This window comes from Haladaptatus sp. ZSTT2 (genome assembly GCF_037081775.1).
Lineage (GTDB): Archaea > Halobacteriota > Halobacteria > Halobacteriales > Halococcaceae > QDMS2.
The window spans coordinates 1127224-1152169 of sequence record NZ_JBAMHQ010000001.1; the positions used below are offsets into that span (position 1 = coordinate 1127224).

29 protein-coding genes and 1 tRNA gene are annotated in these 24946 nt (G+C 61.0%); 17 read left to right on the forward strand and 13 right to left on the reverse strand.

All coding sequences use genetic code 11. The annotated features are described in order from the left end of the window. Positions 1-38: 38 nt before the first annotated feature. The 5 genes from V5N13_RS06245 to V5N13_RS06265 form a co-directional block, all read right to left on the reverse strand. Complete coding sequence (locus V5N13_RS06245) at positions 39-614, reverse strand: metal-dependent hydrolase (RefSeq protein WP_336360057.1); 576 nt, start codon at positions 612-614, stop codon at positions 39-41. Further along, positions 614-1672, reverse strand: a complete 1059-nt coding sequence (locus tag V5N13_RS06250) for a DUF1616 domain-containing protein (protein WP_336360058.1) — start codon at positions 1670-1672, stop codon at positions 614-616. The genes V5N13_RS06245 and V5N13_RS06250 overlap by 1 nt, the downstream gene beginning before the upstream one ends. Then, a complete protein-coding gene (locus tag V5N13_RS06255; protein ID WP_336360059.1) occupies positions 1669-3972 on the reverse strand; it encodes an oligosaccharide flippase family protein in 2304 nt (767 codons plus the stop codon). Before V5N13_RS06255 ends, V5N13_RS06250 begins: the two co-directional genes overlap by 4 nt. Positions 3973-4128: 156 nt before the next feature. After that, a complete protein-coding gene (locus tag V5N13_RS06260) occupies positions 4129-5043 on the reverse strand; it encodes a hypothetical protein (RefSeq protein WP_332899999.1) in 915 nt (304 codons plus the stop codon). A 68-nt stretch (positions 5044-5111) separates the two neighbouring features. Further along, a complete protein-coding gene (locus tag V5N13_RS06265) occupies positions 5112-6674 on the reverse strand; it encodes a hypothetical protein (RefSeq protein ID WP_336360060.1) in 1563 nt (520 codons plus the stop codon). Between the two features lie 356 nt (positions 6675-7030). On the opposite strand from V5N13_RS06265, the gene V5N13_RS06270 reads away from it, so the two are divergent. From V5N13_RS06270 to V5N13_RS06285, 4 genes are read left to right on the forward strand one after another with little or no spacing between them, the layout of a single operon-like run. Then, complete coding sequence (locus V5N13_RS06270; protein ID WP_336360061.1) at positions 7031-7807, forward strand: DUF4129 domain-containing protein; 777 nt, start codon at positions 7031-7033, stop codon at positions 7805-7807. Then, positions 7804-8406, forward strand: a complete 603-nt coding sequence (locus V5N13_RS06275; protein ID WP_336360062.1) for a DUF7269 family protein — start codon at positions 7804-7806, stop codon at positions 8404-8406. Before V5N13_RS06270 ends, V5N13_RS06275 begins: the two co-directional genes overlap by 4 nt. Continuing rightward, positions 8396-9649, forward strand: a complete 1254-nt coding sequence (locus V5N13_RS06280) for a DUF58 domain-containing protein (RefSeq protein ID WP_336360063.1) — start codon at positions 8396-8398, stop codon at positions 9647-9649. Before V5N13_RS06275 ends, V5N13_RS06280 begins: the two co-directional genes overlap by 11 nt. Continuing rightward, on the forward strand, positions 9646-10329 hold the full coding sequence (locus tag V5N13_RS06285) for a DUF7519 family protein (protein ID WP_332900004.1): 684 nt from the start codon (positions 9646-9648) through the stop codon (positions 10327-10329). Before V5N13_RS06280 ends, V5N13_RS06285 begins: the two co-directional genes overlap by 4 nt. On the opposite strand, the gene V5N13_RS06290 is transcribed toward V5N13_RS06285, so the two are convergent. Both V5N13_RS06290 and V5N13_RS06295 read right to left on the reverse strand, forming a co-directional pair. After that, a complete protein-coding gene (locus V5N13_RS06290; RefSeq protein ID WP_332900005.1) occupies positions 10310-11275 on the reverse strand; it encodes an AAA family ATPase in 966 nt (321 codons plus the stop codon). The genes V5N13_RS06285 and V5N13_RS06290 overlap by 20 nt on opposite strands. A 430-nt stretch (positions 11276-11705) precedes the next feature. After that, entirely contained in the window at positions 11706-12548 is an 843-nt protein-coding gene (locus tag V5N13_RS06295; RefSeq protein ID WP_336360064.1) for a DsbA family protein, read from the reverse strand. Positions 12549-12736: 188 nt separating this feature from the next. Here V5N13_RS06295 and V5N13_RS06300 point away from each other — a divergent pair, with 188 nt between their 5' ends. Beyond that, positions 12737-13561: an alpha/beta hydrolase family protein gene (locus V5N13_RS06300; RefSeq protein ID WP_336360065.1), complete on the forward strand. Its 825-nt coding sequence runs from the start codon at positions 12737-12739 to the stop codon at positions 13559-13561. On the opposite strand, the gene V5N13_RS06305 is transcribed toward V5N13_RS06300, so the two are convergent. After that, complete coding sequence (locus tag V5N13_RS06305) at positions 13558-14745, reverse strand: GNAT family N-acetyltransferase (RefSeq protein WP_336360066.1); 1188 nt, start codon at positions 14743-14745, stop codon at positions 13558-13560. The two genes, V5N13_RS06300 and V5N13_RS06305, sit on opposite strands and share 4 nt — an antisense overlap. Before the next feature lie 101 nt (positions 14746-14846). Between V5N13_RS06305 and V5N13_RS06310 the strand changes: the two genes are divergently transcribed. Beyond that, complete coding sequence (locus tag V5N13_RS06310; protein ID WP_336360067.1) at positions 14847-15044, forward strand: hypothetical protein; 198 nt, start codon at positions 14847-14849, stop codon at positions 15042-15044. A gap of 41 nt (positions 15045-15085) precedes the next feature. Further along, positions 15086-15343, forward strand: coding sequence for a hypothetical protein (locus V5N13_RS06315; protein ID WP_336360068.1), 258 nt, complete (start codon positions 15086-15088; stop codon positions 15341-15343). Between the two features lie 229 nt (positions 15344-15572). Here the strand turns inward: V5N13_RS06315 and ahbB are convergent, their stop codons facing one another. Continuing rightward, positions 15573-16610, reverse strand: coding sequence for a siroheme decarboxylase subunit beta (gene ahbB / locus V5N13_RS06320; protein WP_336360069.1), 1038 nt, complete (start codon positions 16608-16610; stop codon positions 15573-15575). A gap of 78 nt (positions 16611-16688) precedes the next feature. Here ahbB and V5N13_RS06325 point away from each other — a divergent pair, with 78 nt between their 5' ends. Then, positions 16689-17567: an SDR family oxidoreductase gene (locus V5N13_RS06325; RefSeq protein ID WP_336360070.1), complete on the forward strand. Its 879-nt coding sequence runs from the start codon at positions 16689-16691 to the stop codon at positions 17565-17567. On the opposite strand, the gene V5N13_RS06330 is transcribed toward V5N13_RS06325, so the two are convergent. Next, positions 17564-18073, reverse strand: a complete 510-nt coding sequence (locus tag V5N13_RS06330) for a GNAT family N-acetyltransferase (RefSeq protein WP_336360071.1) — start codon at positions 18071-18073, stop codon at positions 17564-17566. The genes V5N13_RS06325 and V5N13_RS06330 overlap by 4 nt on opposite strands. An 83-nt stretch (positions 18074-18156) precedes the next feature. Between V5N13_RS06330 and V5N13_RS06335 the strand changes: the two genes are divergently transcribed. The 7 genes from V5N13_RS06335 (at position 18157) to V5N13_RS06365 (ending at position 22716) form a co-directional block, all read left to right on the forward strand. After that, positions 18157-19221, forward strand: a complete 1065-nt coding sequence (locus V5N13_RS06335; RefSeq protein WP_336360072.1) for an anthranilate phosphoribosyltransferase — start codon at positions 18157-18159, stop codon at positions 19219-19221. Positions 19222-19261: 40 nt separating this feature from the next. After that, a complete protein-coding gene (locus V5N13_RS06340; RefSeq protein ID WP_336360073.1) occupies positions 19262-19777 on the forward strand; it encodes a peptidylprolyl isomerase in 516 nt (171 codons plus the stop codon). A 31-nt stretch (positions 19778-19808) separates the two neighbouring features. Next, positions 19809-20147, forward strand: coding sequence for a ferredoxin (locus V5N13_RS06345; protein ID WP_336360074.1), 339 nt, complete (start codon positions 19809-19811; stop codon positions 20145-20147). A 52-nt stretch (positions 20148-20199) separates the two neighbouring features. Beyond that, positions 20200-20284: transfer RNA gene (locus V5N13_RS06350), tRNA-Leu, on the forward strand. A gap of 786 nt (positions 20285-21070) precedes the next feature. Beyond that, positions 21071-21415, forward strand: a complete 345-nt coding sequence (locus V5N13_RS06355; RefSeq protein WP_336360075.1) for a HalOD1 output domain-containing protein — start codon at positions 21071-21073, stop codon at positions 21413-21415. A gap of 130 nt (positions 21416-21545) precedes the next feature. After that, positions 21546-22172: a hypothetical protein gene (locus tag V5N13_RS06360; protein WP_336360076.1), complete on the forward strand. Its 627-nt coding sequence runs from the start codon at positions 21546-21548 to the stop codon at positions 22170-22172. A 43-nt stretch (positions 22173-22215) separates the two neighbouring features. Beyond that, complete coding sequence (locus V5N13_RS06365) at positions 22216-22716, forward strand: DUF5813 family protein (RefSeq protein ID WP_332900020.1); 501 nt, start codon at positions 22216-22218, stop codon at positions 22714-22716. A gap of 6 nt (positions 22717-22722) precedes the next feature. Here the strand turns inward: V5N13_RS06365 and V5N13_RS06370 are convergent, their stop codons facing one another. Both V5N13_RS06370 and V5N13_RS06375 read right to left on the reverse strand, forming a co-directional pair. Further along, positions 22723-22953 (reverse strand): Lrp/AsnC family transcriptional regulator, encoded by a 231-nt coding sequence (locus V5N13_RS06370; RefSeq protein ID WP_332900021.1) that lies wholly within the window; start codon positions 22951-22953, stop codon positions 22723-22725. A 1-nt stretch (position 22954) separates the two neighbouring features. Further along, the gene (locus V5N13_RS06375; protein WP_332900022.1) at positions 22955-23638 is read right to left on the reverse strand and encodes a potassium channel family protein; all 684 of its coding nucleotides are present in this window, start codon (positions 23636-23638) and stop codon (positions 22955-22957) included. Positions 23639-23737: 99 nt separating this feature from the next. Between V5N13_RS06375 and V5N13_RS06380 the strand changes: the two genes are divergently transcribed. Both V5N13_RS06380 and V5N13_RS06385 read left to right on the forward strand, forming a co-directional pair. Then, the gene (locus V5N13_RS06380; RefSeq protein ID WP_332900023.1) at positions 23738-23968 is read left to right on the forward strand and encodes an Lrp/AsnC family transcriptional regulator; all 231 of its coding nucleotides are present in this window, start codon (positions 23738-23740) and stop codon (positions 23966-23968) included. A gap of 63 nt (positions 23969-24031) precedes the next feature. Further along, positions 24032-24352, forward strand: a complete 321-nt coding sequence (locus V5N13_RS06385; RefSeq protein ID WP_332900024.1) for a hypothetical protein — start codon at positions 24032-24034, stop codon at positions 24350-24352. Here the strand turns inward: V5N13_RS06385 and tmk are convergent. After that, on the reverse strand, positions 24349-24930 hold the full coding sequence (gene tmk, locus V5N13_RS06390; protein WP_332900025.1) for a dTMP kinase: 582 nt from the start codon (positions 24928-24930) through the stop codon (positions 24349-24351). The two genes, V5N13_RS06385 and tmk, sit on opposite strands and share 4 nt — an antisense overlap. Positions 24931-24946: the final 16 nt, after the last annotated feature.

The window sequence follows — 24946 nt, forward strand, 5'->3', positions numbered from 1 at the left end:
ACAGACACTCCCCCACCGTTATTATCGGGGGATTAAGGTCAGTCTGAGCGAGCGTAGCGCACCAGGTCCGCGAGCACGGGCGCACCGTCGTACACCCAGAGGGCGATGACGCCGAATACGAGCGACAGTTCGAAGACGACCAGCGGCGTCAGGCCTTGGGTGGCGAGGTGGTGTATCCACCGGAAGAAGTACACCGCTGCCCGCCCGATGAGCCCGCCTTGGTCGGTGCTGTAGGCGGGCAGCGAAACGACCGGCCAGAGCACGCGGCCGACGATTAACGGCTCGTTGAGCAACAGTGGCTCGTAGATGAGGTCGCCCACGAGGTGTGAGAGGTGCGCGATGGTGTACGCCGCCACCAGCCGACGGTTCCGGCCGTTCGTGAGCAACAACGCCCCCGCGAGCAACGGGCCCATGATGAGGATGGAGTGCATGACGCCGTGGCCTGTCGGCGTGAGGCTGAACGTCCAGCTCAGGGGCTTATCGACGAGGTCCGGTGCCTGTGAACCCAGTGCGACGAGGAACGCCGCGGCACCGTCGGGTGAGCGACGGTAGACGGCGTGGGCGAAAAGCGAGTACAACAGGTACGCGAAGGCGAGGTGTTCCCACGGCCACATTAGCTTGGGCGTGCGTAAACGGTCTGCGTGGATAGCTGTTGTGACGTGCCCGCGGGCGGCTCGATGTCGCCGCCGCCGTTTACCGTCACCCAGCGGTGGATAGAGCGGTAGGCGTTGTCCGCGGATGGGTTCTCGGGTACGTCGCCCTTGTAGAGGTAGAACGCCATCCGGAGGTTCCCGCCGGTCAGCGTCGGCTCGACGGTGACGTTCTGGGTGGCGTTCTCACCGTCTGCAACCGTTATCTCTTGGCGGACGAGTTCCTCTTCTTCGACCACCTGTAACTCGCCGTTGTCGGCCTGCTCGACGCGCTGGAGTTCGCCAACCACGGTGTAGGTCACCTCTTCACCCTCGTGGTTGTTGATGCCGATTGGCACGTCTGCGGGCTGTCCGGCGGCGAACGGGCCGGGAGCCTCTTCTGACTGGCCGGTCGGCACGGAGGCGTAGTAGAGCGCCGAGAACTCCTCAGACTGCGGCGGGACGGTGGCCGCAAATCCGGCGCTCGCGGCGACCAGCAGCAGGCTGACCGCGAGCAGGATGGTCGGGAGTTTCGACCGACTCGAACCGAGCGACCCGGTGTGGCTCGCGGAGTCGGTGCGCATCCCGAACGACGGGCGATACTGGCGCTCTGCGGGCAAAAGAAGGCGGAGCACGAGCGCCACCACTGCCAACAGGAGCGTGAGCGCGCTCACGCCGAGGAGGATTGGCGTGACTTCGAGCGCCCACACGAAGTTCAGGACGAAGACGACGAACGGCACGAGCGCGAGGCTGGCGACGATAGACAGTCCAATGCGCTCGACCGGGCTCATTCCGTAGTTGCTGGGGAGCTTTCGCAGTCCCTTTTTTGGGTCGTCGCGGTCGTGGGTTCCTTCTTCTGGAATGCGACCGGGATAGAGGGCAGAAATCATCGCATAGCCCGGCAGCACCAAGATAAGCGGCAGCCCCACGAGGATGCGGAGGGTTCCACTCACGTCCGCGACGAGGATGGCGGCATCGGCAAACAGCGTCAGCGCCACGACCAGCAACAAGTCCGTCGGAAACGGCGTTCTCGACTCGCTCATTGATTCTTCACAGACTCCTCTCTACCTTTATTATCGGCCCCGTAAGCGGCCTCGTCGCCACGCCGTATGCGACGCAGTCCCACTCCTAAAGTGGCGAGACCAATCCCGGTTGGGACGCTAAACCCGGCCGTCGAGTTCGTACTGGACGTCGTTGACTCCGTCGTCGAACTCGTCGTAGAGGACGTGGTTGTCGTGTTCGTCGATTCAGTTGTTGACGCCGTCGTCGTATTCGTCGTGGTGGTTGTCGTCGAGGTTGTCGTCGAGGTTGTCGAAGTCGTGGTCGAAGTCGTCGTGGTTGGCTCTGCAGTTGTCGTGGTCGTCGTTGTGGTCGGCTCCGCGGTCGTCGTCGTGGTCGAAGTCGTGGTTGCAGTCGTCGTTGGGTCTTCAGTGGTCGGGTCGTCGGTTGGCTCGTCCGTTGGTTCATCCGTCGGTTCTGCGGTCGTCGAGGTGGTCGTAGCAGTGGCTGTCGTGGTTGCGGTCGTCGTCGAGGCTGTCGTACCGCCACCGTCGTCTGTTTGCGTGGTATCCTGCGTGGTCGCTGCGGTTGACGTGGCGGTCGTGCCGTCGGTTTGCGTCGGCGTCTGTGTGGCCGCCGTACTCGTATCGTTGGTCTGGTTCAGCCCGGGCACGTTCACGTCGGGGCTATCGACCGGGCCGAGGTCTGGCCCCATGACGGCGAAGGCAATTCCCGAGATGAACAACACCATCCCGATGAACACGAGGATGTACTGAAGCGAGTCGTTCCCGAACAGTGACCCACTGCTAGCATAGCGATCGCGCAGACGAACGACGGGCTCGGCGATGCTGCCGGGCAGCGCAGACGAGAGGATGTCGAGCACCTCACCGATGCCGAGTGCGCCCGTGACGAACGCGAAGGTGAGGAAGATGACGAGGCCGACCGGCGGCACGACAAGGAGCGTCACGATGTCGCCGGAGACGAACGGCACGAGGTTCTGTGGGATGTAACTCGGCAGCGCGAGGATGGGGATGGCCGCGAGGCCAGTCGTGAGCGCGATACGCCCGAGTCGGGCGTCAGAGAGCGGGTTGAACCCGATTTTGCGCGCAGACCAGATATGGAACACGAACATCGACGCGTAACCGGTGCTCGTCGCAATCGCCGCGCCGTTCATCCCGAACCGTGGGATGAGGATGATGTTCAACACGAGGTTGATGAGTGCGGCGCTTGCCGTGGCGATAATCGGCAGTTTCAGGTCGCCTTTCCCCTGACCAATGGCGAGGATGGGGCGCGCAACGGCGAACCCGAGCGCACCGGGAAGGAGGAGCAAGAGTGGCTCGACGGCGGGCGTCGCTTCCTTGCCGAAGTACACTGGCACGGCGATGTGGGCAATCGAGTACAACCCGAGCGCCATCACGGCGGTGAGCAAAAGGGTGTACCGCGTCGCGCGGGCGGCGAGTTCTGAAATCTGCCCCGTCCGGTTCTGTGACCAGAGTTTCGACGTCGAGTGGACGAACACCATCTGAATCGAGGTGGGGACGAACCACAGGAACTCAGCGAGTTTGAGCGCCGCCTTGTAGTGGCCGACCTGCGTGCTGTCGGTGAGCGCCCCAAGCAAGAGGATGTCGATGTGATAGAGCGACATCAGACAGAAGATGAGCACAATCGAAAGCGAGTTGAACGCGACCAGTTCGCGCCACGGGAAGCCCCGTGGAGTGCGCCGAACCACGTTCACCAGCGTGCTCTTGCGGTGGACTACGATGAAGCCGAGAAACATCACGAGCGCACTGCCGAGTACCTGCCCGGCGAGCGCGCCCATGACCCCGTAGCCGTAGTAGACCGCGGGGATGGCGATGACGACGAACGTCACTTCATACAGAATTTTGAGCGGCTCAGAGTAGCGTTCGAGGCCGAATCCCATGAGCGTCCGTCTGACGAACGTCCGAAACTGCGCGACGATGACGAGCACCGCGAGAACGTAGAAGTACGGAACGAAATCCGCGCCGAAAAAGCGTGCGACGAGGCCGGTTTCTGCGAGGAGGACGAGCACGCCCGCACCGAACAGGGCAAGCACGAGTCCCATGCGAAAGTAAAAGCCGATGACGTAGCCACTCCAGTTGTCGATGGAGCGGTCTTCGGGGATGTATTTGCGAACCCCGTCTGCGACCCCGGAGCTCACGAAAATCATGAACATCATGAAAATCGAGAGCACGAAGGCGTACTCACCGTACTGGGCGGGGCCCATGAGACGATAGAGGATGGGCGTCGTCGCGAGCCCAAGGACGAGGATGAAAACCTTCGACCCGAAAATCGAGAGAAAACCGCTCAGAATACTACGTTGCACACTATCACCTTTAGCTTGGCTTCGGCGGCGAGCGCACGCTGTTGGACGCGGGACGTGCGGCGACTCATTCGCTTCTCGCTTGTGTTCACGGGGTGTTTATTATACGGGGGGTAAGGTTGGATGGTTGCTGGGTTAGGCGGTAAGAAACGCGCGTGGCTATGCGTAGCCGAGGTCTTGCAGGCGCTCTTGAACCACGTCTGCGGTTTCGTCGCGCGTCGTAGTTTCGGAGTCGTCACCGACGGTTATCTCCTTTCGCTCTCCGTTCTGGTAGGTGTGCCACGGGATGGTGGTGAGTTCGGGCGTGTGGAGTTCCGTCGGGTGGCCGTACTCCTTCATCGGAATGGGCGAGGAGCGCTCGCCGATCATCTCGGCGTGGTCTGCGGTGACGACGGTCTTGCCTTGCAGGGTTTCTAAGAGGTCTTCGACGATTGGCATACAGAGGTCGAAGTTCTCCTCGTAGGCCTGCCAGAGGATTTCGTCGTCGAGCGTCACCTCGCCGTTTAAGACGCGATTCCAGAAGTCGAGGCTGTCTAAGTCCATGTGCTTCTGGCCGGTCTCACCGATGAACGGGTAGTGGGGCTGGATGAAGTGGCCGACGATTTTCTTGTTCGGGTACGTCTCTGCGGCTTGCTTCATGCGCTTTGCCACGGTCTCCGGGCGGACGGTGCGGAACTCATCGTCCCAGCCGTCGTCCTGCCAGATGTGTTCGACGGCGTGAAACTGCACGTCCACGCGATCGCGTTTTCGGTAGAGCTGCGGATTCGCGGTGATGTACACCGTGTCGCGCAGGTCTGCGCCGTCGAGATACGTGTCGAGCCACTCGATGGTGGAGGACACTTTCGATTTTTTCTGTTCGAGCGTCCCGGGGAGGGTGTGGCGCTGGGCGAAGGTGTCGTAGCGACACGCATCGAGGATGATGAGGTTGTCCCAGTCCTCTTCGAACATCTCGACACCGTCGTTTTTCCCCTTCTTCTTACGCGAGCGGTAGTAGTACTTGTTCAGCTCACGGACGACCAGATGCGGTTCACTCAGGCCGCGGCGGATGCGGTTCGTCAGTGCGGACTTCTGCATGGATGGTTCTCATCAACCTACCACCTTTCTTATTCGCCGCATAAACAGGGAACCGAGCGCGGCGTGTGTTAGCTGGTGTCGTTGCCGTACATTCGCAGGCCATAACAGCCTTTGTCCCAGACACCGCGTTTGATATCGCTTTTCTTGATGGTTACGTCAGAACTCTGGTCGTTTAGCTTGACAGCCTCGTAGCCGGTCATCGACTGGGCGTCCATGCCCTCCATCCAAATGCCGGAGCCGTTTACGACGAACGGGATGTGCGAGGCGGTCTGTTTGCCCTTATATACGAGCGTGTTGTCGCCGTTCAGCACCATCGCCCGGCGGTAGTGTTCGCCCTGTTGGTTGAAGTTCACGACGCGGAACTCACAGTCGTTGCGGTTGCAGCGCAGAGCGTGTCGCCACACGTCGCCCTCTGCGTCGCCGGAGATATCGACGTACTCACAGAGGACTTTCCCGGCGTCAGAGCCGTTGATTTGGATGGCGTTGCCACCACGTTGTATCTCGATGTCTGAGCGGATGATTTTCGTCGGCCCGGCGCTCGACTGGACGACGACGCCGTGGCAGGTTCTGTCGCCGACGGTCACGTCGAGATGGCTGAGGAAGGCGCTGTCACAGTCGTTCATCACCGTGAGCGCGTGGCCGTTCGGTTTCTCCAGTCGAATCGTGGTGTCGACCACGTTCATGTTGGGACCTTCGTCCAGCCGAATACCCCGCTGGTTCTGGTTTTCGTCGTGTTGCTGGTCTACGACGATGGTCGCGTCGGTAACGAGACAGTCGTGGCCGCCGAGGCGGATGCTCGCCGCCTCGCTGTTGGCGTAGCGCCCGCCGTTTACGATGACTCGACCGTTGGTGAGCGCGTAGAGGCCGTTGTCCGGCCAGTCGTCGAGTTCGCAGTCTTTGTACTCGATTTGGCCTTCGTGGTAGCGCGTGGACATCAGCCCGGAGGGGCCACGCCAGATGTCGCCCGGTGCGTTCTCGGAGAACGCGCCGCCGTAGTTCGCGCGAAAACGCTTTACCATGCCCTTGCCATCCGGGGAGAGAATGTCGAACAGTCCCGGGCCGTAGGTGCCGCTGTCGTGGCGGCCGACGACGGTGATGTCGTCGACGAACAATCCGTCTCTGACCTGTGCTTCGATGACGCGAATGCCCGTGTCGTCGGCCCGAAGGTCGACGGCAAACCCTTGGACGCGCAGGTCAACGCCGGGGTCGTAGTTGACGCCCAAACGGAACAGCCGATACTGTGGCCCATCGAAGTTGTGGTAGTTCGCGGGGACGAGCGTGGCGTCGTCGCCTACCAGCCCGAAGTTCCGGAAGTCAGTAAAGCGGAACTGTGAGTCCATGAAGTACCGCCCCGGTGGGAACTTGATGAGCGTGTCATTCGCCGCATACTGCTCTAAAATCGGCGTGATGGACTCGTTGCCCGAGTTGTCCGCACCGCCGTCGTCGACGATGTCGATGACGCGGTCGTACTGGTCATCGACGTGCGAGGCTTCGGCTTTGCCCGACGCCAGGAGTGTGGCACCTGCCGCCGTTGCGCCGACTGCCCCAAGAAAGGTTCGTCTGCCAAGGCTGGTGGAGTCATTCGATTCACGGTTCGAGTCTGTCGGGGGAGTCGTGTCGCGCGTGGTCATTGCAAACCCTAATGGTAGATTTCCGGCTCGCGTATGGGGTATGAGTAGAGTAGCGACCCGGGCAAAGTATCGAAATACCTTTTTTTACTGGTTCTATGACAGTAATTCGCACGGGAATTACTCGCCACCCTCACGGAACCACCGGTACCACAAAGTTGTTATGATGTGAGTATCATCCTGACAGGCGCGGTTTTGGTTCGGTACTCCGCGTTCACAAAACCCATGATAGTTTCCCACACGTTCTCCAAGAGCGGCCGATTATCGGCCTCATAATAATGGGTGTCCTGTCCTTGTCTCGCGATATATATGGGAACGCCGGGACGGCGAGTTGTACGTGACGGTGGGGCTGGATAGAAATGGATACGGATAGACTTCTCTCTGCGGTCGTTGCGGTGCTTTGCATCCTCTCGGTTGGCTTCGCCTCGACGACGCTCGACGATTCGGTGACCACGAAACCGGAGGACGTCATCAATATCGACTATGACAAACTTCCTATAAATCCACAGGAAGCAGAGGAGTTCAAGGGCGATGACGTGACGACTGCAGACCCGGAGTCCACCGGCACGCCCACCGCAGAGAGTAAAACAGAAACCCAAGGGAACACAGCGACACCGGGCGAGGGTGATGCGGAGCTAAGCGATCCACAGGCCGGCGGTGCAAACCAGCAGACAGAAGCGACGGGACAGGGGTCGAGTCCACAGGTTGTCGGAGAAAGCCTGCTCGACAAATTCCTCTCGTTTCTCATGACGCTCTTGCCGTTCGTGCTCATCGGTGCCGTCCTCGCGGTCGCGGTAAAAAAGCGCGAGACGATAGCTGGCTGGCTCGAACACGCGGAGCGAAACGAACCCGTTTCGACCCAACCGACCGTGGTTGCCCGCCCCGAAAACGAAGTGTATCAAGCGTGGCACGAAGTCGCGAGCGCGATTCCGTACGTCCAACGCAAGGCGATGACGCCCGACGAAGTCGCGGCCGCGCTTCGGGACGAAACCGACCTCGACGATGAGCTACTCATGGAGCTGACGAAGACGTTCAAACGCATTCGCTACGGCGGTGCGCCGGTGACCGACGACGACCGCGCGCTCGCCGCACGGGTAGAAGACCAACTCACCGCACAGCGGGTGGCTGAGAAATGAGCTTCCGTCGTGTCGTCTTTGGCGTCCTCGGCGTTGGCATCTTCATGCTCGCGTACCTCGCGACGGGCAACCCCGACCTCGCCGGCGCACTTCCGGGCGAGGCGTTGGTTTCGGCGCTCGGGAACGACTACCTCGTGCTCGTGGTCGTCGCCGTCCTCGCCGCCGTAATCACCCTGTTCGTGACGGTTTCTGCGCGAAACGGCGCGCGCGACCACACCACGCCGCCGGAAGCAGAACAGGTCACGGAGGTTCCGCTCGCCGGTGACATCTACGACGACCTCATCTCGAACTCGCCGCTGTGGGCGCTCACCCACCGTGAGGCGTGCGACCTCGCAAAACAGCAACTGACCGCGACGGCCGTGCGAGTCGTGCAAGCAGAGCGCGGGTGTACCCAGACAACGGCCAAAGAACAGGTCGCCCGCGGGACCTGGACCGACGACCCCTTCGCCGCCCGCTTCCTTGGGAGCGAGGCCCCGCCGTTAGAACCCGAACAGTGGCTGACCACGGCCATCAGGCTGGAGACACCAACCCAACGGGGTGCCCGCCACGCGGCGACCGAACTCGTCGCCCGCGCCGGAGGTGACGGCCATGCTGCGTGAGACGAAACGCTGGCGGGGCGTCACCGCAATCAGTCTCCTCACCGCGATGGGCGGACTCCTCGCGAACCGGCCGCTGTTGTTGCTCGTTGCCACCGTTGGCATCGTCTACCTCGTCTACCCGCGCGTGACCGGCACGCCAGACGGAACGCTCGAACTCGATCGGCGGCTGAGCACTGACACGCCCGGCCACAACGAAGTGGTCGACGTGACGGTAACGCTCAGAAACACCGGCTCGTCACTCCTGCCAGACGTGCGCATTGTAGACGGCGTCCCCGAGACGCTCACCGTGACCGCGGGAACGCCCCGCCACAGCGCGACGCTGCTCCCCGGCAGAGAGACCACGTTCACCTACTCGATTACCGCAAAGCGCGGCGCACACCCGTTCACGCCCGCAACGGTCATCTTGAACGACATCGCGGGCGCACGCGAGGTGGAGACGAACGTCGCAAGCGAGACAGAACTGCGCTGTGACGCAGAGGTCTCTGAGATGCCACTTCGCCAGCAGACAACCCAACTCTACGGGCGCGTGCTCACCGCAGACGGCGGCAGCGGCGTCGAGTTCCACCAGACCCGCGAGTACCGCCCCGGCGACTCCATCCACCAGATCGACTGGAACCGCCACGCGCGGACGGGCAAGCTCTCGACCATCGAGTTCCGCCAAGAGCGCGCCGGTCGCGTCGTCGTCCTCGTCGATGCCCGCGAACAGTCCTACCGACGGGCAACGGAGGACGACCCACACGCGGTCGCATACGCGCGCTACGCCGCAGAACAGCTGTTCGAGTCGCTGCTCGCCTCGCGTGACCAGGTCGGCCTCGCGGTCGTCGGCCGCGAGTTCGCGTGGCTCTCCCCGGGCGCTGGAAACGACCACCGCATCCGCGGGAAAACCCTGCTCGCAACGTCGAACAGCCTCGCTCCGCGGCCACCCGAGCGAGACGCCTTCGACGACGCCCAGTTCACCGAGCTGCGCACCCAACTCACGGCCTCGACGCAGGTGGTCGTCCTCTCACCGCTGGTCGATGACGACATCGTGAGCGAGGTCAAACGCCTCGACGCCCACGGCCACCGCGTAACGGTGCTCAGCCCGTGTGTCACGGGCGGAGACACCCTTGGCGGAGAAGTCGCCCACATAGAACGCGTCCAGCGGATTCGACAGCTTCGCGCCGGTGAGATTCCGGTCATCGACTGGAACCCAGACCGGCCGCTTGAAGCCGCCTTAGAGGACATCGGGAGGTGGCGGCTATGAGCGCACCCGTGCGGAAACCAACCCGCATCGCAAGCGTCGCGGCGGTGCTCGCAGGCGCGCTCCCGGCGTTTTTCATCGTCGAGTTGCCCGCGATTCCGACCGCGCTCGTGTTCATCGTCGGGGGACTGTTCGTCGCCGGGCTTGGCGACGAGGCACGAACCCACGGCTATCGCTGGCTCGGTCACGGTGTCGTCGCCATCGGCGTGCTCGTCGGCCTCGTCGGCGTCGCGCGCGGCTTCGCCGCCGCCCCGAGTCCGCGGTTTATGGTCGTCGTTGGTCCGACACTGCTCGGCGCGTGGGTGCTCGGGCTTGGCGTCATCCCGTTGCGAAAGGGGTCGCGTTGGCTCGTCAAAGCGGGGAGTTTCTTCCTGCTCGCAGGCGTCGTCATGGCTGGCGTCGTCCAGATGGGCGACCTCGGCACGTTCCTGCTCGCGACCATCGCGCTCGTCGTCGCGTGGGACGCAGGCGACCACAGCATCACCCTTGGCCAGCAACTCGGCCGAGGCGCACAGACCGCACAGGTCGAAGTGACGCATCTCGTGGGCACCGTCGGGGCGGGAGTCATCGCGTATCTCGCCACAAAAGCAGTCGATGGGTTCGGGACGCCCGGCGTCCCGTTGTCTGCGTTGCTCGGATTACTCGTCGCGGTGCTGGTGTTGCTTATCGCGTTGCATAGGTAATCGTCGGCACGTCCACCGACGACAGCACCGCCTCGATAACGTCGTATTTTTCCACGCCGTTCACCCGCGCGTCAGCGGTGAGCACGATACGGTGGTCGAGGACGGGGTGGGCGACGCGCTTTACGTGTTCTGGCGTGACGTACTCCTCGCCGTCGAGGACGGCGCGAGCGCGCGCGGCCTCGAACAGGCGCTGGGTCGCACGCGGCGACGCCCCGACGGTGACGCGTTCGTCTTCTCGCGTCGCGCGCGTGAGGTCGACAATGTAGTCTTGGACGTCTTTTTGCACGCGCACCTGCTCTGAGACGCGCTGAAGGTCGAGCACCTCCTGTGGCGAGCAGACGGTGTTGACGGTTGGGCTCCGGTCTTCGCGCGATTCACGGCGGGCGAGCAGTTCGCGTTCGCCCTCGCGGTTTGGGTAGCCCATGCTCGTCTTGATGATGAATCGGTCTTTCTGCGCCTCGGGGAGCGGGAACGTCCCCTCGTTTCGCTCTGCGGGGTTCTGCGTGGCGATAACGAAGAAGGGGTCGGGGAGTTTGTGGGTCTGGCCGTCGACTGTCACCTGTTTTTCCTCCATCGCTTCGAGCAGCGCGGCCTGGGTCTTCGGCGAGGCACGATTGATTTCGTCTGCGAGGACGACGTTCGCGAAGATGGGGCCTTTCTTGAACTCGAAGTCCCGGTTTTTCTCGTTGAAGACGTGCGTGCCAGTCACGTCGGCCGGGAGCAAGTCGGGGGTAAACTGGATGCGCGAAAACGAGAGTCCAAGCGCCGTCCCGAGACTCCGGGCGGTGAGGGTCTTTCCGGTGCCGGGAACGTCTTCTAAGAGGACGTGCCCGCGGGCGAGCAGTCCGGTGAGGACGGTGTCTAAAAACTCTTGTTCGGTGATGACCGCATTTCCAATCGTGTCGGTCACGCGACGGCTCAACTCGTATGCCTCGGCAACTCGCATGTAGAGTGCCTTCGACGCTAGCCCTTTTATTATCAGTTGGCTAAATCAGTCGGAAAACCGGGCTGTCGCTCGTGGCGATAGGATGCGTGGGAGGTGGGTGGCCGGAATGTGGGTGCACACGCGAACCCGGGCAAAGTTCGCGGATGGAGCGTCCGACCGGCCCACGTGACAGAAGTAACAGCCACGCAGTGGCGAACGCGACGCACCGGGCAGATACGTCGCCTCGCATGCAGTAGGTGGCAGAACACATGGTTCGGAACCACCACCCGCGTCAACGCCACAGACGCGAGAGAGATGTACGCGGACGCCCCGGGCAAAGGCGTCTGGTACAAGCGCGCCCAGACGGGCGTTGGATGGCGGGTTTATTTCAAACCGCATTCCGAAGTTAATTACGAGACAGTATAAGTATTACTGCCGGCGGTCGCGGCGCTTAGTTTTCGATTGCGGCTTCGATTTGGGCGCGCGTCTTTTCTGCGTCCACGGTCGGACGAACCATCGTCCCGTCCTCGAAGACGAGGCGAGGCACCGTAGAGACGTTGACTTCGGCTGCGGCTTCGGTCGTGGCTTCCACATCTCCGAGGTAGGTCTCTTGGTCGAGTGCCGTGGTGAACGCCTCGACGTCTGCGATGCCCGCTTCTTCTGCGAACACTTTCATCTGTTCTTTGGTACCCCAGTCGAAGCGTTCCTGTGGCTGGTTTTTGAACACGTACGCGAAGTACGTCCAGTAGTTCTCGGGGTCGGTGTCCCACGCCGCAAGCCCGGCCTGTGCGGAGAGTGGGGCGTCCTCACCGAGGAACGGCTCGCCACCGAGGAACGCGAGCGCGCGGTACTCGATTTGAAGGTCGCCGGGTTTGACGTACTCGCGGACGATTTCGTCGAGGAAGCCGCCAACGGCGAACTCCTGGGTGTACGGGCACTTCCAGTTCCCGTAGAACGTGATTTTCGCGTCGGCGTCACTCGACCCCATGACCGCGTACGTGGAGTCGGTGTCTTCTACGGGCGCATCCATGATCGCACCGGCTGGTTTCACGATTTCCTCGCTCTTGCGTGTGACTGCCTGCGTGGAGTCGCCGTTGCCCTCGTCCGGCGACTGGTCGATGTTTTCGGCCGTCGTCGTCGCTGTGGTCTGCTGGCTTTCGGCGGCCGTCGTGGTCTGTTGTTCTTCTTGGCTGTCAAGTGCATTGTCCGTGAGGCTCGCACAGCCTGCAAGGCTGAGCAGCGCGGCGCTACCGGTCAGCTGGAGGATTCGACGTCTGGATTTTTTCTCTGTCATATTCCGTAGTGACAGTGCTACCCCCATTATTATCCGTCAGCTAAGCCCGGGTTTCAGGGCGTCTGCGTACCGTTCGCACACAGCCGACTGTCGTCGGGTGGCAGCCACCCGTCTGAAGAGACGAATTCGGGCGAATGAGTCCGGTTTAGGCCCCAGATAATAAGGGAACTCGGGGACGGAACTTGGTTATGACCGGGACCTATCCGACCCGCAGACGCCTGTTGTTGGCGTCCGGGTCGGCGCTCACCGCCGCACTTGCGGGGTGTGCGTCACAAGGAGGTGGCGACGGCACCACGACCGACACAGAATCGGTCGCCGATGCCTCGGTAAATGCACAAACGGCCACGCAGACGGCCACGAGCGACACCGACAGCGCAGCAGAAAGTCAGACCAACGCCACAGAGACGATGACACCGGACCCCGCGTCGTTCGACGGCGAGTCGGTGACGTTCACCACAGACGGCGACGCCGAGATTCAGGGCACTCTCTATGGCGACGGCGACTGCGGCGTCGTCATGGTCCCACAAACTAACTTCGACCGTGAAAGCTGGCGAGAACAGGCGCAGTTGCTCGCCGCGACCGGGCACGCGGCACTCCCCATCGACGAAGGTGACGAGCCGCCCGCAGCCGTCCTCGCCGCGATGGCCTACCTGAAAGAAGCCGTCGGCGTCTCGAACGTCGTGCTCATTGGCGGCAGCTCCGGTGGCGAGGCGGTCGTTCGCGCAAACGCACAGGCAGAAGACGGCGCGGTCGCTGGCGTGATGGGCATCTCCACCGCCGGTGGCGGCGAGGTCGCAGGCGACCTCCAAGGGCGAAAGCTGTTCATTGTCGGAAAAGACGACGACAAGCGCTTCGTCGATACCGCAAAACAACTCCACGAGAACGCCCCCGACCCGAAACGCCTCGTGATTCTGGACAGCGACGCCCACGCCCAGCGCATTTTCGACTCACCTCACGCAGACACCCTCACCGACCTACTTCTCTCGTTCGTCGAAGAGTCCTGCGGCACTTAGAAGTGCTCGCGCAGGTAGGTCTGGGCGCGCGGGAAGGCATCCGAGAGCACCGCGAGCGCGGCGTCAGACTCGGTTGTGAGTCCGGCGTAGCGACGGGCTTGGTCGGCCGTGAGATACCCCACTGTGAGCTGTGAGAGTGTGGCGATGTCCACGGAAACGTCCGCCTCTGCCGCCGTCTGTGTACACGCTGCCTGCCCGTTTTCGACGGTGAACGCGAACCGCCCGTCGTTCCACGGCGCAATCGGGTCACTCACGTCGAGAACGATGCTGCCGGTTGCATCCTCGGGGTAGGGCAGACCCGAGAGTCCGGTTTCGACAGCCGTGAGCCGGAACATCGGCCCCGTCAGCACCTCGCAATCGAGTGCGCGGGGGTCTGTGACGCGGTCGAACAGCGACGTATCGGCCGCGGTGTGGAGTTCTATCTGCTTCATCTGCGAGAGATGGTGGTAGAAAAAGCGCAGGAGCTGTGTGAATGCCGCGTCGTCGCGGTAGGCAACGTCCCACACCTTGAGCGTGCGCTCGTAGTCGCCTGCTTTCTCGACGGTGTAGACAACGGCGGCGCGGAGGTCACCGTCGCGTTCCCAGCCGTAGACGTAGGTGTCGGCCCAGGCGGGGTCAAAGATGCGATGCTCCCACCACGTATCTGAGCGGCGCATGGCGAGGTTCCAGCCCGCGGCGAACTGCTCGTGGAGGTCGCGGAGGGCAGGGAGGTCGTCGGTCGAGAGTTTGCGGAAGGTTCCACTCGCCTCCGGGAGCGCGTCCGCGAGGGCTTCGGGGGCGAACTCCCACTTCGTGCGCTTGCTGCACGTTCCCCAGCCGTACTTCCGGTAGAACTCGTACTCGAACGGCCAAAGCGCAGAGTAGTCAATGCTCTCCTCGCGGAACTCTGTGAGCATGTCGGCCAGCATTTGCTGGACGTAGCCCTTCCGACGATGTTCGGGCGGGGTCGCAACGCTCGAAACACCGCCGACGCGAACCCACTCGCCGCGCACGGAGAGCGTAAAGTCGTGCCACCCGCTGATTGCGAGAAGGTCGTCACCATCGTAGAGCCCGCGATTCTTGCGGTCGTAGGGTTTTCGCTCCTCGAAAGAGTCGTCTGTCGGGTGGTCTTCGGGGCTGAAGGCGTACTGGCCGATGTCGAAGAAAGCTCGCTCGTCTGCTTCGGGTATCGGGCGGTAGTCCATAGGAGACGTTGGATGGCTCACATAAAAAGCGAGACGAAACCGTGTGATTCAGGCGTATCGAGTGCCTTGGACACCCATGAAGCAGCCACTGGAGGTGCGCGATGGCCTCTGAAAAGGTCAAGCTCGGAGCCGTTCTCATCGTCGGCATCCTGGGTTCAGGCCTCGCAGACTACTTCCTCACGACAGCTGGGTATCCGGGTCTCGGGCGCACCGTCTGGGCGATTGGCTATGCGACGATGGTACTCGTCATCTGGTACATCTGGATTCGGCCACTCGACTTTTCGGGGCCAACCAGCTAACGGAAGTTTAAAGGCCTAAACAGCGGGAGTATCGACCAAGAATGTACGCGTTACCGATGCAGGTGGTTGACACTTTCTTGCTCCAGTACAATCTGGGGCAGGCAATTCTCTTCCTGTTCATTATCGCGACGCTGGGCGTCCTTCCGCTCAAATCGCAGAAGGTGCTCGCGCTCCAGACGACCATGTTCGGGGTTCTGTTCATGATTATCCCGGCTATCGACGGCCCGTTCCACTTCGCGCTGCTCGGCCTCGTGTTGCTGTTGATTGGCCCAATCCTGCTCACAACCGCAAAGCGATAAGAACAACACTTCGATTCCACCCCGACGATTTCTGCGATTCGCACGGAGTCGTAGCCGTGCCCTCACACAACGCGTTACTCGCTTTCAACCAACTCTTCATACCGCGCGCCAGTCTGCTTCCCGCTTTTTTCCTCGTCGGGTACGCGTTGCGAACCACTCCTCGAAAAAAGTGGGCGAAAAAGGCCGCCACTCCCACGGGTCGTGGCGGGACGACTGCTTGATGTGTTATTTACTCGCCTTCGACTAGTTCCTCGTACTGCGCGCCCGTCTGTTTCAGCGTCTCCGTCGAATAGAGCCGTTCGTGGTCGAACGGGAGCACGTCGCGCGCCAACTCATCGATTTTCTCGTCTACGGCGTCGGGGTCGCGCCCGTGAATCATGGTGAACAGGTTGTACGGCCACCCCTGTTCCGGGCGGCGCGGGCGGTGATAGCACAGCGTGACGTAGGGCAGGCCACCGGCTTCGAGGCCGCGGGCGTCTAACTCGTCGTCGGGCACGTCCCAGACGACCATGCAGTTTGCGTCGAACCCGGTCACGATGTGGTTTACGACACAGCCGATGCGCTTGATTGCGCCGTCGGCTTGGAGCCGCGAGATGGCGTCGATGACTTCCTCGGTGCTGGCGTCGATTGCCGCGGCGATGTCGGCATAGGGCGTTGCCGTGAGCGGGAAGCCGTCTTGGATTTCGAGGAGGAGGCGCGCATCGAGATGAGAGAGTTTGCCCGTCGCCTGTTCTGAGATATTCGTGGCTTCGATGTCCGTGGCGATTCCACTTTCACGCGCAAAGCGGTCTTGGTTCACCACCGGGAACTCGAGGTTGATGTAGAAGTCTGTGAGCATCGGGAGGTTCAGCACGTCACAGCCGGTTCGTTCTTCGATTTCCGCGAGGATGCGGTCGCGGGTCTCCAAGGAACCGGCGGTCACGACGAACCACATGTTCCACTCGTGGGCGCGCCGATAGTTGTGGTTCACCTGCTGGTAGCCATTGATAATCTCGGCCACCTCCTCGAAGCGGTCGTCTGGCGCTTTGACCGCCGCGAGCGTCGAACTCCCGATGACAGGTGGGTTGAGCACTGCGCCGAAGCGCCGGAACACGCCTGCTTCGCCGAGGGCTTTCACCCGAGAGAGAGCGTCTTCCTCGGAGATTCCGAGTTCCTCGCCGACCACGCGAAAGGGGCGTTCGCAGACGGGGAAGCCACTCTGGAACTCGTCTACAAGGCGGGCGTCCACGTCGTCGATGCTGGCGCGCCAGTCAACCGGCCTACTCATTGGCCGAAGTTAGGACTCAGGAAATTACCCTTTGTCGGTCTGGAATGACGTTAACTGGGTGAAGCCCAAGTGTCTGGTATGAACCGTCCCGACCGCTCTAGCCAGACAATCATGGTCACTGGCGGCACGAGCGGCATCGGTCGAAAGACGGCTCGTGGCCTCGCAGAGGTGGGGTCGTCCGTGGTCATCACCGGCCGGAATCGAGCGCGCGGCGAAAAAGTCGTTGCGACGATAGAACGCGAAGCCGACGGCAGTGCCCGATTTCTGCGGGCGGATTTCTCCTCCGTTACCGAAGTTCGACGCCTCGCCAACGAGTTCCGAGACCACGCAGACCGACTCGACGTGCTCGTTCACAACGCCGGGACGTTCGAGGGGAAACGAACGCTCACGGAGGCTGGTGTCGAGAAAACCCTCGCCGTCAACCACCTCGCACCGATGGTGCTCACCTACGAACTCGTGGATTTACTCGTTGAACGTGAAGGGCGCATCGTCGTCGTCTCCTCTGACGTTCACCGCAATGCCACCCTCGATTTTTCCGACCTCTCACTTTCGCGGTCGTACTCGGGGATGAAGGCCTACCGGCAATCAAAATTGGCGAACGTGCTGTTCACCTACGAACTCGCCCGGCGGCTTTCTGGGACGGGCGTCACCGCGAACGCGGTGCATCCGGGCGTCATTCCCCAGACGGGACTGACGCGCAACTCCTCGTTGTTCGCGCGACTTGGATTCAACGCGCTGCGATTGATTCCGGGTGTGACCACCTCGGAGCGCGGCGGAGCGCAACCGAGCATCTATCTCGCTGTCTCACCCGAGGTGGACGCGGTGACAGGGAAGTATTTCGACCGTAAGAAGGCAGTAGAGAGTGCGCCTAGCACCTACGACAGGGAGACCCAGCGACGGCTCTGGGAGTGGAGTGTAGAACAGGCTGGCCTACCCGAAATACTGCCGCACAATTAATCTCGAAGTCGTTTACCCATCACGACCATCTCGTTGCCGCCGTCTAAGACGAACGGGCGGTGGATGACCTCCCAGCCGAGGTTCTCATACATCCGCCGGGCGGCGACGTTGCCGACGTGCGTCGTGAGGACGCTCGTCTCGTGCGGGAGGTCACGAAGCAGCGTGTCGTGGAGGAGTCGGCCAATCCCCTGTCGTCTGGCCGGTCGCGAAACACCGAGTTCGACGAATTCGAAACAGTCGGTGAGCCACGTCTCAGACACGTCTTTCGGCATCGCTGCCCGAAGCGCCTCGTGGTAGTACTGGCCCGGCTTTGAGGTGTAGCCATAGACGTAGCCGATGACCTCGTCTCCGTCGACAGCGAGAAATCCGCGGTAGCCCGGATAGGTCGTATGCCGCTCGAAACGGTCGCGCACCGCAGTTTCATCGTTCGAGAAAATGTGACAGTAGAGCGCAATCGCTGCCTCAAAGTCCGACGTGTCGGCAACCAGCGGGTGGAGGCCAACCATGCGAGAACTTCGTGGGGTAGAACAAAGGGCGTTTCCCCACCGCAAGCGGGACGCTTTTGCTCGCGGATTCCCAACCCGCGACTATGACGAACACGACCCAGGAGTTCGGCGACTGGCCACTCAAGCGCCTCATGACGGAGGTCGTCGGCTCGGGGCACAAGTCCGCAGACGACATGACCCGCGAGCAGGCGCGCGAGGCCTTCGCGCGGATTCTCGCCCATGAACCAGACCACACGACGCTCGGTGCGTTCTGGCTCGCAAACCGCTGGAAGCGCAATACGCCAGCGGAACTCGCCGCGTTCACCGACGTGATGGTCGAAGAGTCGGTCGAGGTCGCAGAACCGACGTGTGACCCCGTCGATTGTGGAGCGAACTACGACGGCAAGCACTCGACTGCGCTGCTCGGCGTGGGCGCGGGACTCGTTGCCGCCGCGGCAGGAACGCCCGTCGTCGTCCACAGCGGCGACCGTGTCCCAACGCAGAAGGCGACGCCCTACAAGCACGTTCTCGATGAGTTGGGCGTGCGAACGGACCTCTCGCCACAGGAAAGCGCCGACATGGTGGACGACACCGGTTTCGGGTTCTACTACCAGCCGAACTTCAACCCCGGTATTCAGAGCCTCTGGGAGCGCCGCGACATGATGGGCGTGCGCACGTTCGTGAACACTATCGAGACGCTCGCAAACCCCGCGAATGCAGACGTCCACCTCGGGAGTTTCTACCATCTCGCGTTCGCAAAGCGCATCATCGACACCTTCCAAGAGTGTGAGACGCAATCCCTCTCGCGAGTCGTCATGTTCCAAGGGATGGAAGGCTACGACGACATCCGGCCCGGTTCGACGAAAGTCGCCGTCTGGGACGAAGGCGACTTCTCCGATTTCGAAATCGAGACGGCGAACTACGGGATGGACTTCGTGAGCGAGGACTTGGAAGTCGAGAACGTCGATGCGGACTCTGCGACCATCACCCGCGAGGTGCTTGCGGGCGAACGCGACGACCAGTTCGCGGATGCGATTGCGCTGAACGGCGCGTTCCGCATCTTCGCGCGCGGCGACGTCGAAACGCTTGACGACGGCCTCGATCTGGCTCGCGAAGTGCTCGACGACGGCAGCGCGCTCGCCGTCTTAGAAGAACTCAAGGCGTTCTAACACCGGCACCGTTTTCCCGCGCGCTTGCTAGGATGGGTGCATGAGCGACAACCCAACAGCCAAGATTCAGACGAACCACGGCACCATCGAAGTCGAACTGTTCAAAGACCGCGTCCCGAACACGGTTGACAACTTCATCGGCCTCGCCACCGGCTCGAAAACGTGGACCCACCCCGAGACGGGCGAAGAGATGGACGAGCCACTCTACAACGACATCCTGTTCCACCGAATCATTGACAACTTCATGATTCAGACCGGTGACCCAAAGGGCGACGGCACGGGCGGCCCCGGCTATACGTTCGACGATGAGTTCGACGACGAGCTCAAACACGACGCAGAAGGCGTGCTCTCGATGGCGAACCGCGGCCCGAATACGAACGGCTCACAGTTCTTCATCACGCTCGCCCCACAACCGCACCTCGACAACCGCCACGCCGTGTTCGGCAAGGTCACCGACGGCATGGACGTCGTCCGCGAAATCGGCAACGTCGAAACCGGCCCGCGCGACAAGCCAAAAGAGGACGTTGTCTTAGAGCAGGTGCAGGTCTACCGATAGACGCAAATTCACCGACCACTTTCTGCCTACAATGAGCGACGACGGACCGATAGACCCGAGTACAATCGGGGAGGCCGATGCGCCGCCGATTGCAGAGAAGCCGTATAAAATCATCTTCGAGGCCAACAAGTGCATCGGCGCGGGCAAGTGTGCCGAGGTTTCTGCGAACTGGGACATGGACATCGTCACCGCACTCGCAAAGCCCGTCTCCTACTTCATCGCAGAAGAGGAGTTAGACCACAACCTCAAGGCGGCAGAGGTGTGTCCCGCAAAGAAAGACCGCGGCGTCATCCACATCGTTGACCGCCGGACGAACAAAGAGATCGCACCCGACCCCAACGGAGACGGAACGTTGTCCGTCGATTGGTAGACGCAGACCGAAACCCACTTTTCACCCTGGCCAACAGATAGGGTGTAGACGCGCGAGGGTGGCTGAGCTAGGCCAAAGGCGGCGGACTTAAGATCCGCTCTCGAAGGAGTTCGGGGGTTCAAATCCCCTCCCTCGCATTTCTTGCTGCGAACATCGTCGTGAGCAGCAGCAATCGTACCGTAGGGGTTTGAATAGGGAGTAAATCTTTGATTTACGACCGAAGTTCAAATCCCCTCCCTCGCATTTTCTGTCGCGAACCAACCGGTGAGCGACGAAAATCAGATTGGAGGATTTGAACGAGCGAGCGAACGGAGCGAGCGAGTGGCTTCAAATTACGATGCGGCAGAGCCGCATCGACCTTCGCAAACGCGTTGCGTTTGCTCAGTCCCCTCCCTCGCAGTTTCTCGGCATGGATGGCCCACTCACGGTAGAAGTACCTTACGGCCATCCGACACAAATCGGGCGGGAAATCGGAAGTCGGACACGTCCAAGAGAGGGTGCGAGAGCGAAGTGAAGCGAGTTTCGACGCGAAGCCGACCTGTAGAAAACGGCGAAAATAGTGAAAATTTGATGTTTTAGAGACGAGTTGATTTCCAATATATGTCATAAGAATAAAATAGTCGATGGACGTGAATGTAATGAAAATAAGGTGGTGGCGTTGTGTGATTTAATTAACTAGACATAGTTAGCTGAACAGATTCTACGAGATGAGGGTGCGGGAGAAGGCAATAGAAGGGCGAAATGCGGATTTCCAGTCTTGGTTTGGGAAAGGGAGCGTAGCCAAGTAAACACAACCTATTTAGAATATTGAGAGTCTCGTTTCAGGGTTGATTCGGTGTTGTCAATATTCAATAGCACATGTGTTCGAATTGAATACATTTTTGAGGGTGGAGGAATATGTCATGATTAGTTTCGGTGAGAGGATGTCAAAACCGCTCGATGCTACCCCAGAATCTGTTTCCCTCGGTCTAGAGGACGGTATCTACTACGCTTACCACGATATGGAGGAAGACGGACTCACGTTTACGATTACGAAGGCGATGTCCGAGGTCACCGGCAAAGAGCTCCACGAAGTCATCCCTCGCTTCGCAGAGTACGTCGACCCAGACGCGCTCAATCGGCTGTTCAAGTTGCGTCCTGACCGCGACCACTACAAGGCCGGGCCGCTCTATCTCACCATCGAAGGCCACGAAGTGGCGATTTACAGCGACGGAGAGATTCAGATTCGACCAAACGGCTGGTACGCAGAGCGCGTCGAAGAGCTGTAATCTCGGCTTTTTTATCGAGTTTCATAGGGACAGTCGAGTGGGAACACGGTTTATCGGATGGTATCGGCAAACACACCCCACGGCGTTTAGCCACCGGATAAGGAAGTGGCCACACCCACAAGGGAGGGCAATGACACACAAGAGTCGCCGTCGATTCGTACAGCTTGCAGGCAGCGCACTGGCAGTCGGACTCGCTGGCTGTTCGTCGCAAGGTGGCGAATCAGAAGGTGACGAAACGACCACCACCGAAGAGGCCACAGAAACAACGAGCGCGGCGACCACCACGAGCCAAGAGACGACGGACGCAGAAACGACCACTGAGGCGACGACCGAAGACGAACACGAAAATGACAGCGACAACCCCGATGAGCACGAGACGCCCGCCGAGGGTGAAGAGGAGATACACCAACACGGGACACTGTATCTCGAAATCGATGGCGAACGAGTTGACTTCTCACGGGAGAAGTTCTTTGGCGGCCCGCTTGAGTTCCACTTCCACGAAGATGGCAAGCAGTACGAGTGGCACAACGAGAAGTCCTACATCACGCTCGCGGAGGCGCTCAACTACATCCCGGACATCTCTTATGAGAATAGCGGCAGCGACCACATGCTCACCGTCGAAGGGACGACCTACGACACGACTGAGGGCGCGGACATCACCTTCGCAGAGCGCGACACCGAAATCGATCCGACCACCTACGAACTCGAAGAACTCGACATCTACTGGGTGAAAGTCGAAACCGACGCGAGCAGCTAACTGACACAACGCCCTTTTCTCGCTCTGTTTCCTAAAGTGGTCCATGACTGACGACGTTTCAGAGCGCGCCGTGCGCGCGTTCGACGCCCACGACGATTTCACGGCGGAAGACGGACAGTTCGTCTCGACGGCGAGCGAATTTCCGGCCCACGTTACCGTCGAAGAGACCGACGACTGGGCGCTCGCCTATCGCGTCACCGTCCGCGCGCCGATGCTGTCTGCGGTGACTGAGGATGACGTGCACGAAGTCGTCGAAGCGGGCTGGTTCGAAACTTTCGAATTGCGCCTCGAAGACGCGCCCGGTGCCGTCGTCCAAGACATCGAGCTTTCCGAGTTCGATGTACGCCCCCGCAACGGGGACGCCGTCGTGACCTTTGTCTTCGAGTTCGGCAACGCCGGCACGGCCCCCGAACTCGCCCACGCGCTCATCGACTACGTCGAAGGAACGTACATGGAAGGCATCATTCCGGGCTACACCTACCGCTCACCGGTTGCAGAGATGGTGTCGCGGGCCCACCAGTCGAGCGGCGGGTCACCGCGCTAAAACAGCTTAGTCCATCGCGATGTACGTCTGGGTGTCTTCGACGCCACGAATGGCTTGAATTTGGGTCGCGGCAACGTCTTTTACCTGTGCCGGTGTCTCGACATCGACTTTGGCGATGAGGTCTACGTCACCCGCGACGATTGAGGCGCTTGTGACGCCCTCTATGGCTTCGATTGATTGCTTGAGTCGGTCTGCTTCGCCAGTGGTCGCTTTGACCATCACGTATGCTCGTACCATTTTAGTTTCCTCCAGGGGTTGCCGGGGCGGCGTCGCCCACGATGATGCGTCGCACGTCCTCTAACACATCGAAGTCGGTGAGAACGACGAGGCGGTCGTGCAGTTCGAGTGAGTCGTCGGGCAGTGGCAGTCGCAGGCGGCCTTCTTCTTTGCCGAAGGCGATGAGGCGGGCGTGAGACGGCAGTTCAAGCTCGCTAATCGAGTAGCCGAGCATCGGCGAGGCGTCCGTAATCGTCAGCTCGACCACCTGCAAGTTCTGGGCGATGTCCGCGATGGCGCGGATGTTCCCGCCGACGAGAGCGTTTTTCGCCCCGATTGCACCGAGGCGTTCGGGGTAAACGATTTCATCCACCTCGTCTGCGTACTTGCGGTAGATGTCTTCGCGGTAGTCCTCGTCGATACGCATGATGGTTCGACAGCCGTGGTGTTTCCCAATCATGCAGGCGATGAAGTTGACGTTTAAATCGCCAGACAGCGCGCCGAGGGCGTCGGCGTCTTCGATACCCGCGGCCTCGAGGTTTTCCTCGACCGAACCGTCTCCCTGAATGACCTCAAAGCCCATCCCGCGGGCGCGCTCCACGGCCGTTTCGTTTTCTTCGATGAGCGAGACTTCGTGTCCTTCCTCTCGCAACACACGCGCCGTCCGGAGACCAACACGACCAGCACCAATGATAACGAAGCGCATACGCACCCATACGCCGAGGTGGGTGAATAATGTTACTCACAACACAGTCTGTGCTCGAACAAACCTTTTTACCCTGACCCGTGGTATCACACGTCGGTTATGGTCCACGCGTTCATCATGATGAAAACGGCCGCGGGGAAGTCTGAGAAACTGCTCGAAGATATCCTCGACATGGAACACGTCTCGGAGGCCCACATCGTCGCGGGGAATTACGACATCATCGCAGAGGTGGACGCCACCGAGGTGTACGAAGTCATGCACACCGTTTCGTCCGGACTGCGCGCGATGGAGGGCGTCTCGGATACGAAGACGTACATCTCACTCGAATAGCTGCCGACCTGTTTTGCGACCCTGTTCCGATACGCCAAAGCCTCCTGAGTGCCTAGCCCGGCTATGGTCTCGACTGTGGGGCTCATTGGACTGCTCGTCATCATTGGCGTCAACGCACTCGTCGCCGCGCTCATGACGCGGTTTTTCCGCGTGCGCCTCTCAACGACGTGGGGGACGGTGCTCTATTCGCTCATCCTTATACCCATCGTGCTGGTCGTCATCACGCTCGTCTTGAGTGGCGTGGCTCGCCTTGGCCCCAACCTCGGAAGCGTCGGTGCCGTGATGGCCGTGGCCGTGGCTCTCCCGTTCGCACTCGGCGTAGCCTTTGATTTCTTCTGGATGCCCGCACCCGACGAGGTCGAACTGCCCGATACCGCGCGTTAGGCGAGAAGGTCGTCGACAATCGATTCGACTTCGTCGAGCACGTCTTCTGGCGGTTTTGAGGCATCAACGCGGTAGAATCGTCCCGGCGACACGTCGATGAGTCGCTCGTAGTTTTGCTGGACTTTGGAGAGATACGCCGCCTGCTCGAACTTGTTGGTCGCCCCGCTTCGCTCCGCGCCCGTTTCGGGGTCAACGTCGAGGTAGATGGTCGCATCCGGCTCGCGGGTAAAGGGCAGGTGTACCCCGCGGATGTACTCGACGGGACGCTTGATGATGCCGTCGAGCGTCGCCCCCTGATAGGCATAGCGAGAGTCGCAGTAGCGATCAGAGATGACGATGTCGCCGTTTTCGAGCGCGGGGCGAATCACCCGCGAGAGGTGGTCTGCGTGGTCTGCGGTGTAGAGAAAGAGTTCTGCGACGGGGTCTGCGTCGTCGTCGTGAATCGATTTGTAGACGGCGTCGCCGTACCACGAGTCAGTGGGTTCGCGCGTGAAGACGGCCTCCGGGACGGCGTCGTGAAGCGCCTCCCAGACGGTGGTTTTCCCGCTGCCGTCTAATCCTTCGAGCGTGATGAGCATATGCGGCAATTGCCCG

Bases quoted from the DNA above. Each gene is read 5' to 3' on its own strand.
- V5N13_RS06315 (WP_336360068.1), top strand. From the start codon at position 15,086: ATGTACGCGTTACCGATGCAGGTGGTTGACACTTTCTTGCTCCAGTAC.
- V5N13_RS06385 (WP_332900024.1), top strand. From the start codon at position 24,032: ATGGTCTCGACTGTGGGGCTCATTGGACTGCTCGTCATCATTGGCGTC.
- V5N13_RS06245 (WP_336360057.1), bottom strand. From the start codon at position 614: ATGTGGCCGTGGGAACACCTCGCCTTCGCGTACCTGTTGTACTCGCTT.
- V5N13_RS06330 (WP_336360071.1), bottom strand. From the start codon at position 18,073: ATGGTTGGCCTCCACCCGCTGGTTGCCGACACGTCGGACTTTGAGGCA.
- V5N13_RS06345 (WP_336360074.1), top strand. From the start codon at position 19,809: ATGAGCGACGACGGACCGATAGACCCGAGTACAATCGGGGAGGCCGAT.
- V5N13_RS06370 (WP_332900021.1), bottom strand. From the start codon at position 22,953: ATGGTACGAGCATACGTGATGGTCAAAGCGACCACTGGCGAAGCAGAC.
- V5N13_RS06310 (WP_336360067.1), top strand. From the start codon at position 14,847: ATGGCCTCTGAAAAGGTCAAGCTCGGAGCCGTTCTCATCGTCGGCATC.
- V5N13_RS06275 (WP_336360062.1), top strand. From the start codon at position 7,804: ATGAGCTTCCGTCGTGTCGTCTTTGGCGTCCTCGGCGTTGGCATCTTC.
- V5N13_RS06380 (WP_332900023.1), top strand. From the start codon at position 23,738: ATGGTCCACGCGTTCATCATGATGAAAACGGCCGCGGGGAAGTCTGAG.
- V5N13_RS06360 (WP_336360076.1), top strand. From the start codon at position 21,546: ATGACACACAAGAGTCGCCGTCGATTCGTACAGCTTGCAGGCAGCGCA.
- V5N13_RS06280 (WP_336360063.1), top strand. From the start codon at position 8,396: ATGCTGCGTGAGACGAAACGCTGGCGGGGCGTCACCGCAATCAGTCTC.
- V5N13_RS06250 (WP_336360058.1), bottom strand. From the start codon at position 1,672: ATGAGCGAGTCGAGAACGCCGTTTCCGACGGACTTGTTGCTGGTCGTG.
- V5N13_RS06365 (WP_332900020.1), top strand. From the start codon at position 22,216: ATGACTGACGACGTTTCAGAGCGCGCCGTGCGCGCGTTCGACGCCCAC.
- V5N13_RS06305 (WP_336360066.1), bottom strand. From the start codon at position 14,745: ATGGACTACCGCCCGATACCCGAAGCAGACGAGCGAGCTTTCTTCGAC.
- V5N13_RS06335 (WP_336360072.1), top strand. From the start codon at position 18,157: ATGACGAACACGACCCAGGAGTTCGGCGACTGGCCACTCAAGCGCCTC.
- V5N13_RS06260 (WP_332899999.1), bottom strand. From the start codon at position 5,043: ATGCAGAAGTCCGCACTGACGAACCGCATCCGCCGCGGCCTGAGTGAA.
- V5N13_RS06295 (WP_336360064.1), bottom strand. From the start codon at position 12,548: ATGACAGAGAAAAAATCCAGACGTCGAATCCTCCAGCTGACCGGTAGC.
- tmk (WP_332900025.1), bottom strand. From the start codon at position 24,930: ATGCTCATCACGCTCGAAGGATTAGACGGCAGCGGGAAAACCACCGTC.
- V5N13_RS06325 (WP_336360070.1), top strand. From the start codon at position 16,689: ATGAACCGTCCCGACCGCTCTAGCCAGACAATCATGGTCACTGGCGGC.
- V5N13_RS06290 (WP_332900005.1), bottom strand. From the start codon at position 11,275: ATGCGAGTTGCCGAGGCATACGAGTTGAGCCGTCGCGTGACCGACACG.
- V5N13_RS06270 (WP_336360061.1), top strand. From the start codon at position 7,031: ATGGATACGGATAGACTTCTCTCTGCGGTCGTTGCGGTGCTTTGCATC.
- V5N13_RS06285 (WP_332900004.1), top strand. From the start codon at position 9,646: ATGAGCGCACCCGTGCGGAAACCAACCCGCATCGCAAGCGTCGCGGCG.
- V5N13_RS06265 (WP_336360060.1), bottom strand. From the start codon at position 6,674: ATGACCACGCGCGACACGACTCCCCCGACAGACTCGAACCGTGAATCG.
- V5N13_RS06340 (WP_336360073.1), top strand. From the start codon at position 19,262: ATGAGCGACAACCCAACAGCCAAGATTCAGACGAACCACGGCACCATC.
- ahbB (WP_336360069.1), bottom strand. From the start codon at position 16,610: ATGAGTAGGCCGGTTGACTGGCGCGCCAGCATCGACGACGTGGACGCC.
- V5N13_RS06300 (WP_336360065.1), top strand. From the start codon at position 12,737: ATGACCGGGACCTATCCGACCCGCAGACGCCTGTTGTTGGCGTCCGGG.
- V5N13_RS06355 (WP_336360075.1), top strand. From the start codon at position 21,071: ATGTCAAAACCGCTCGATGCTACCCCAGAATCTGTTTCCCTCGGTCTA.
- V5N13_RS06375 (WP_332900022.1), bottom strand. From the start codon at position 23,638: ATGCGCTTCGTTATCATTGGTGCTGGTCGTGTTGGTCTCCGGACGGCG.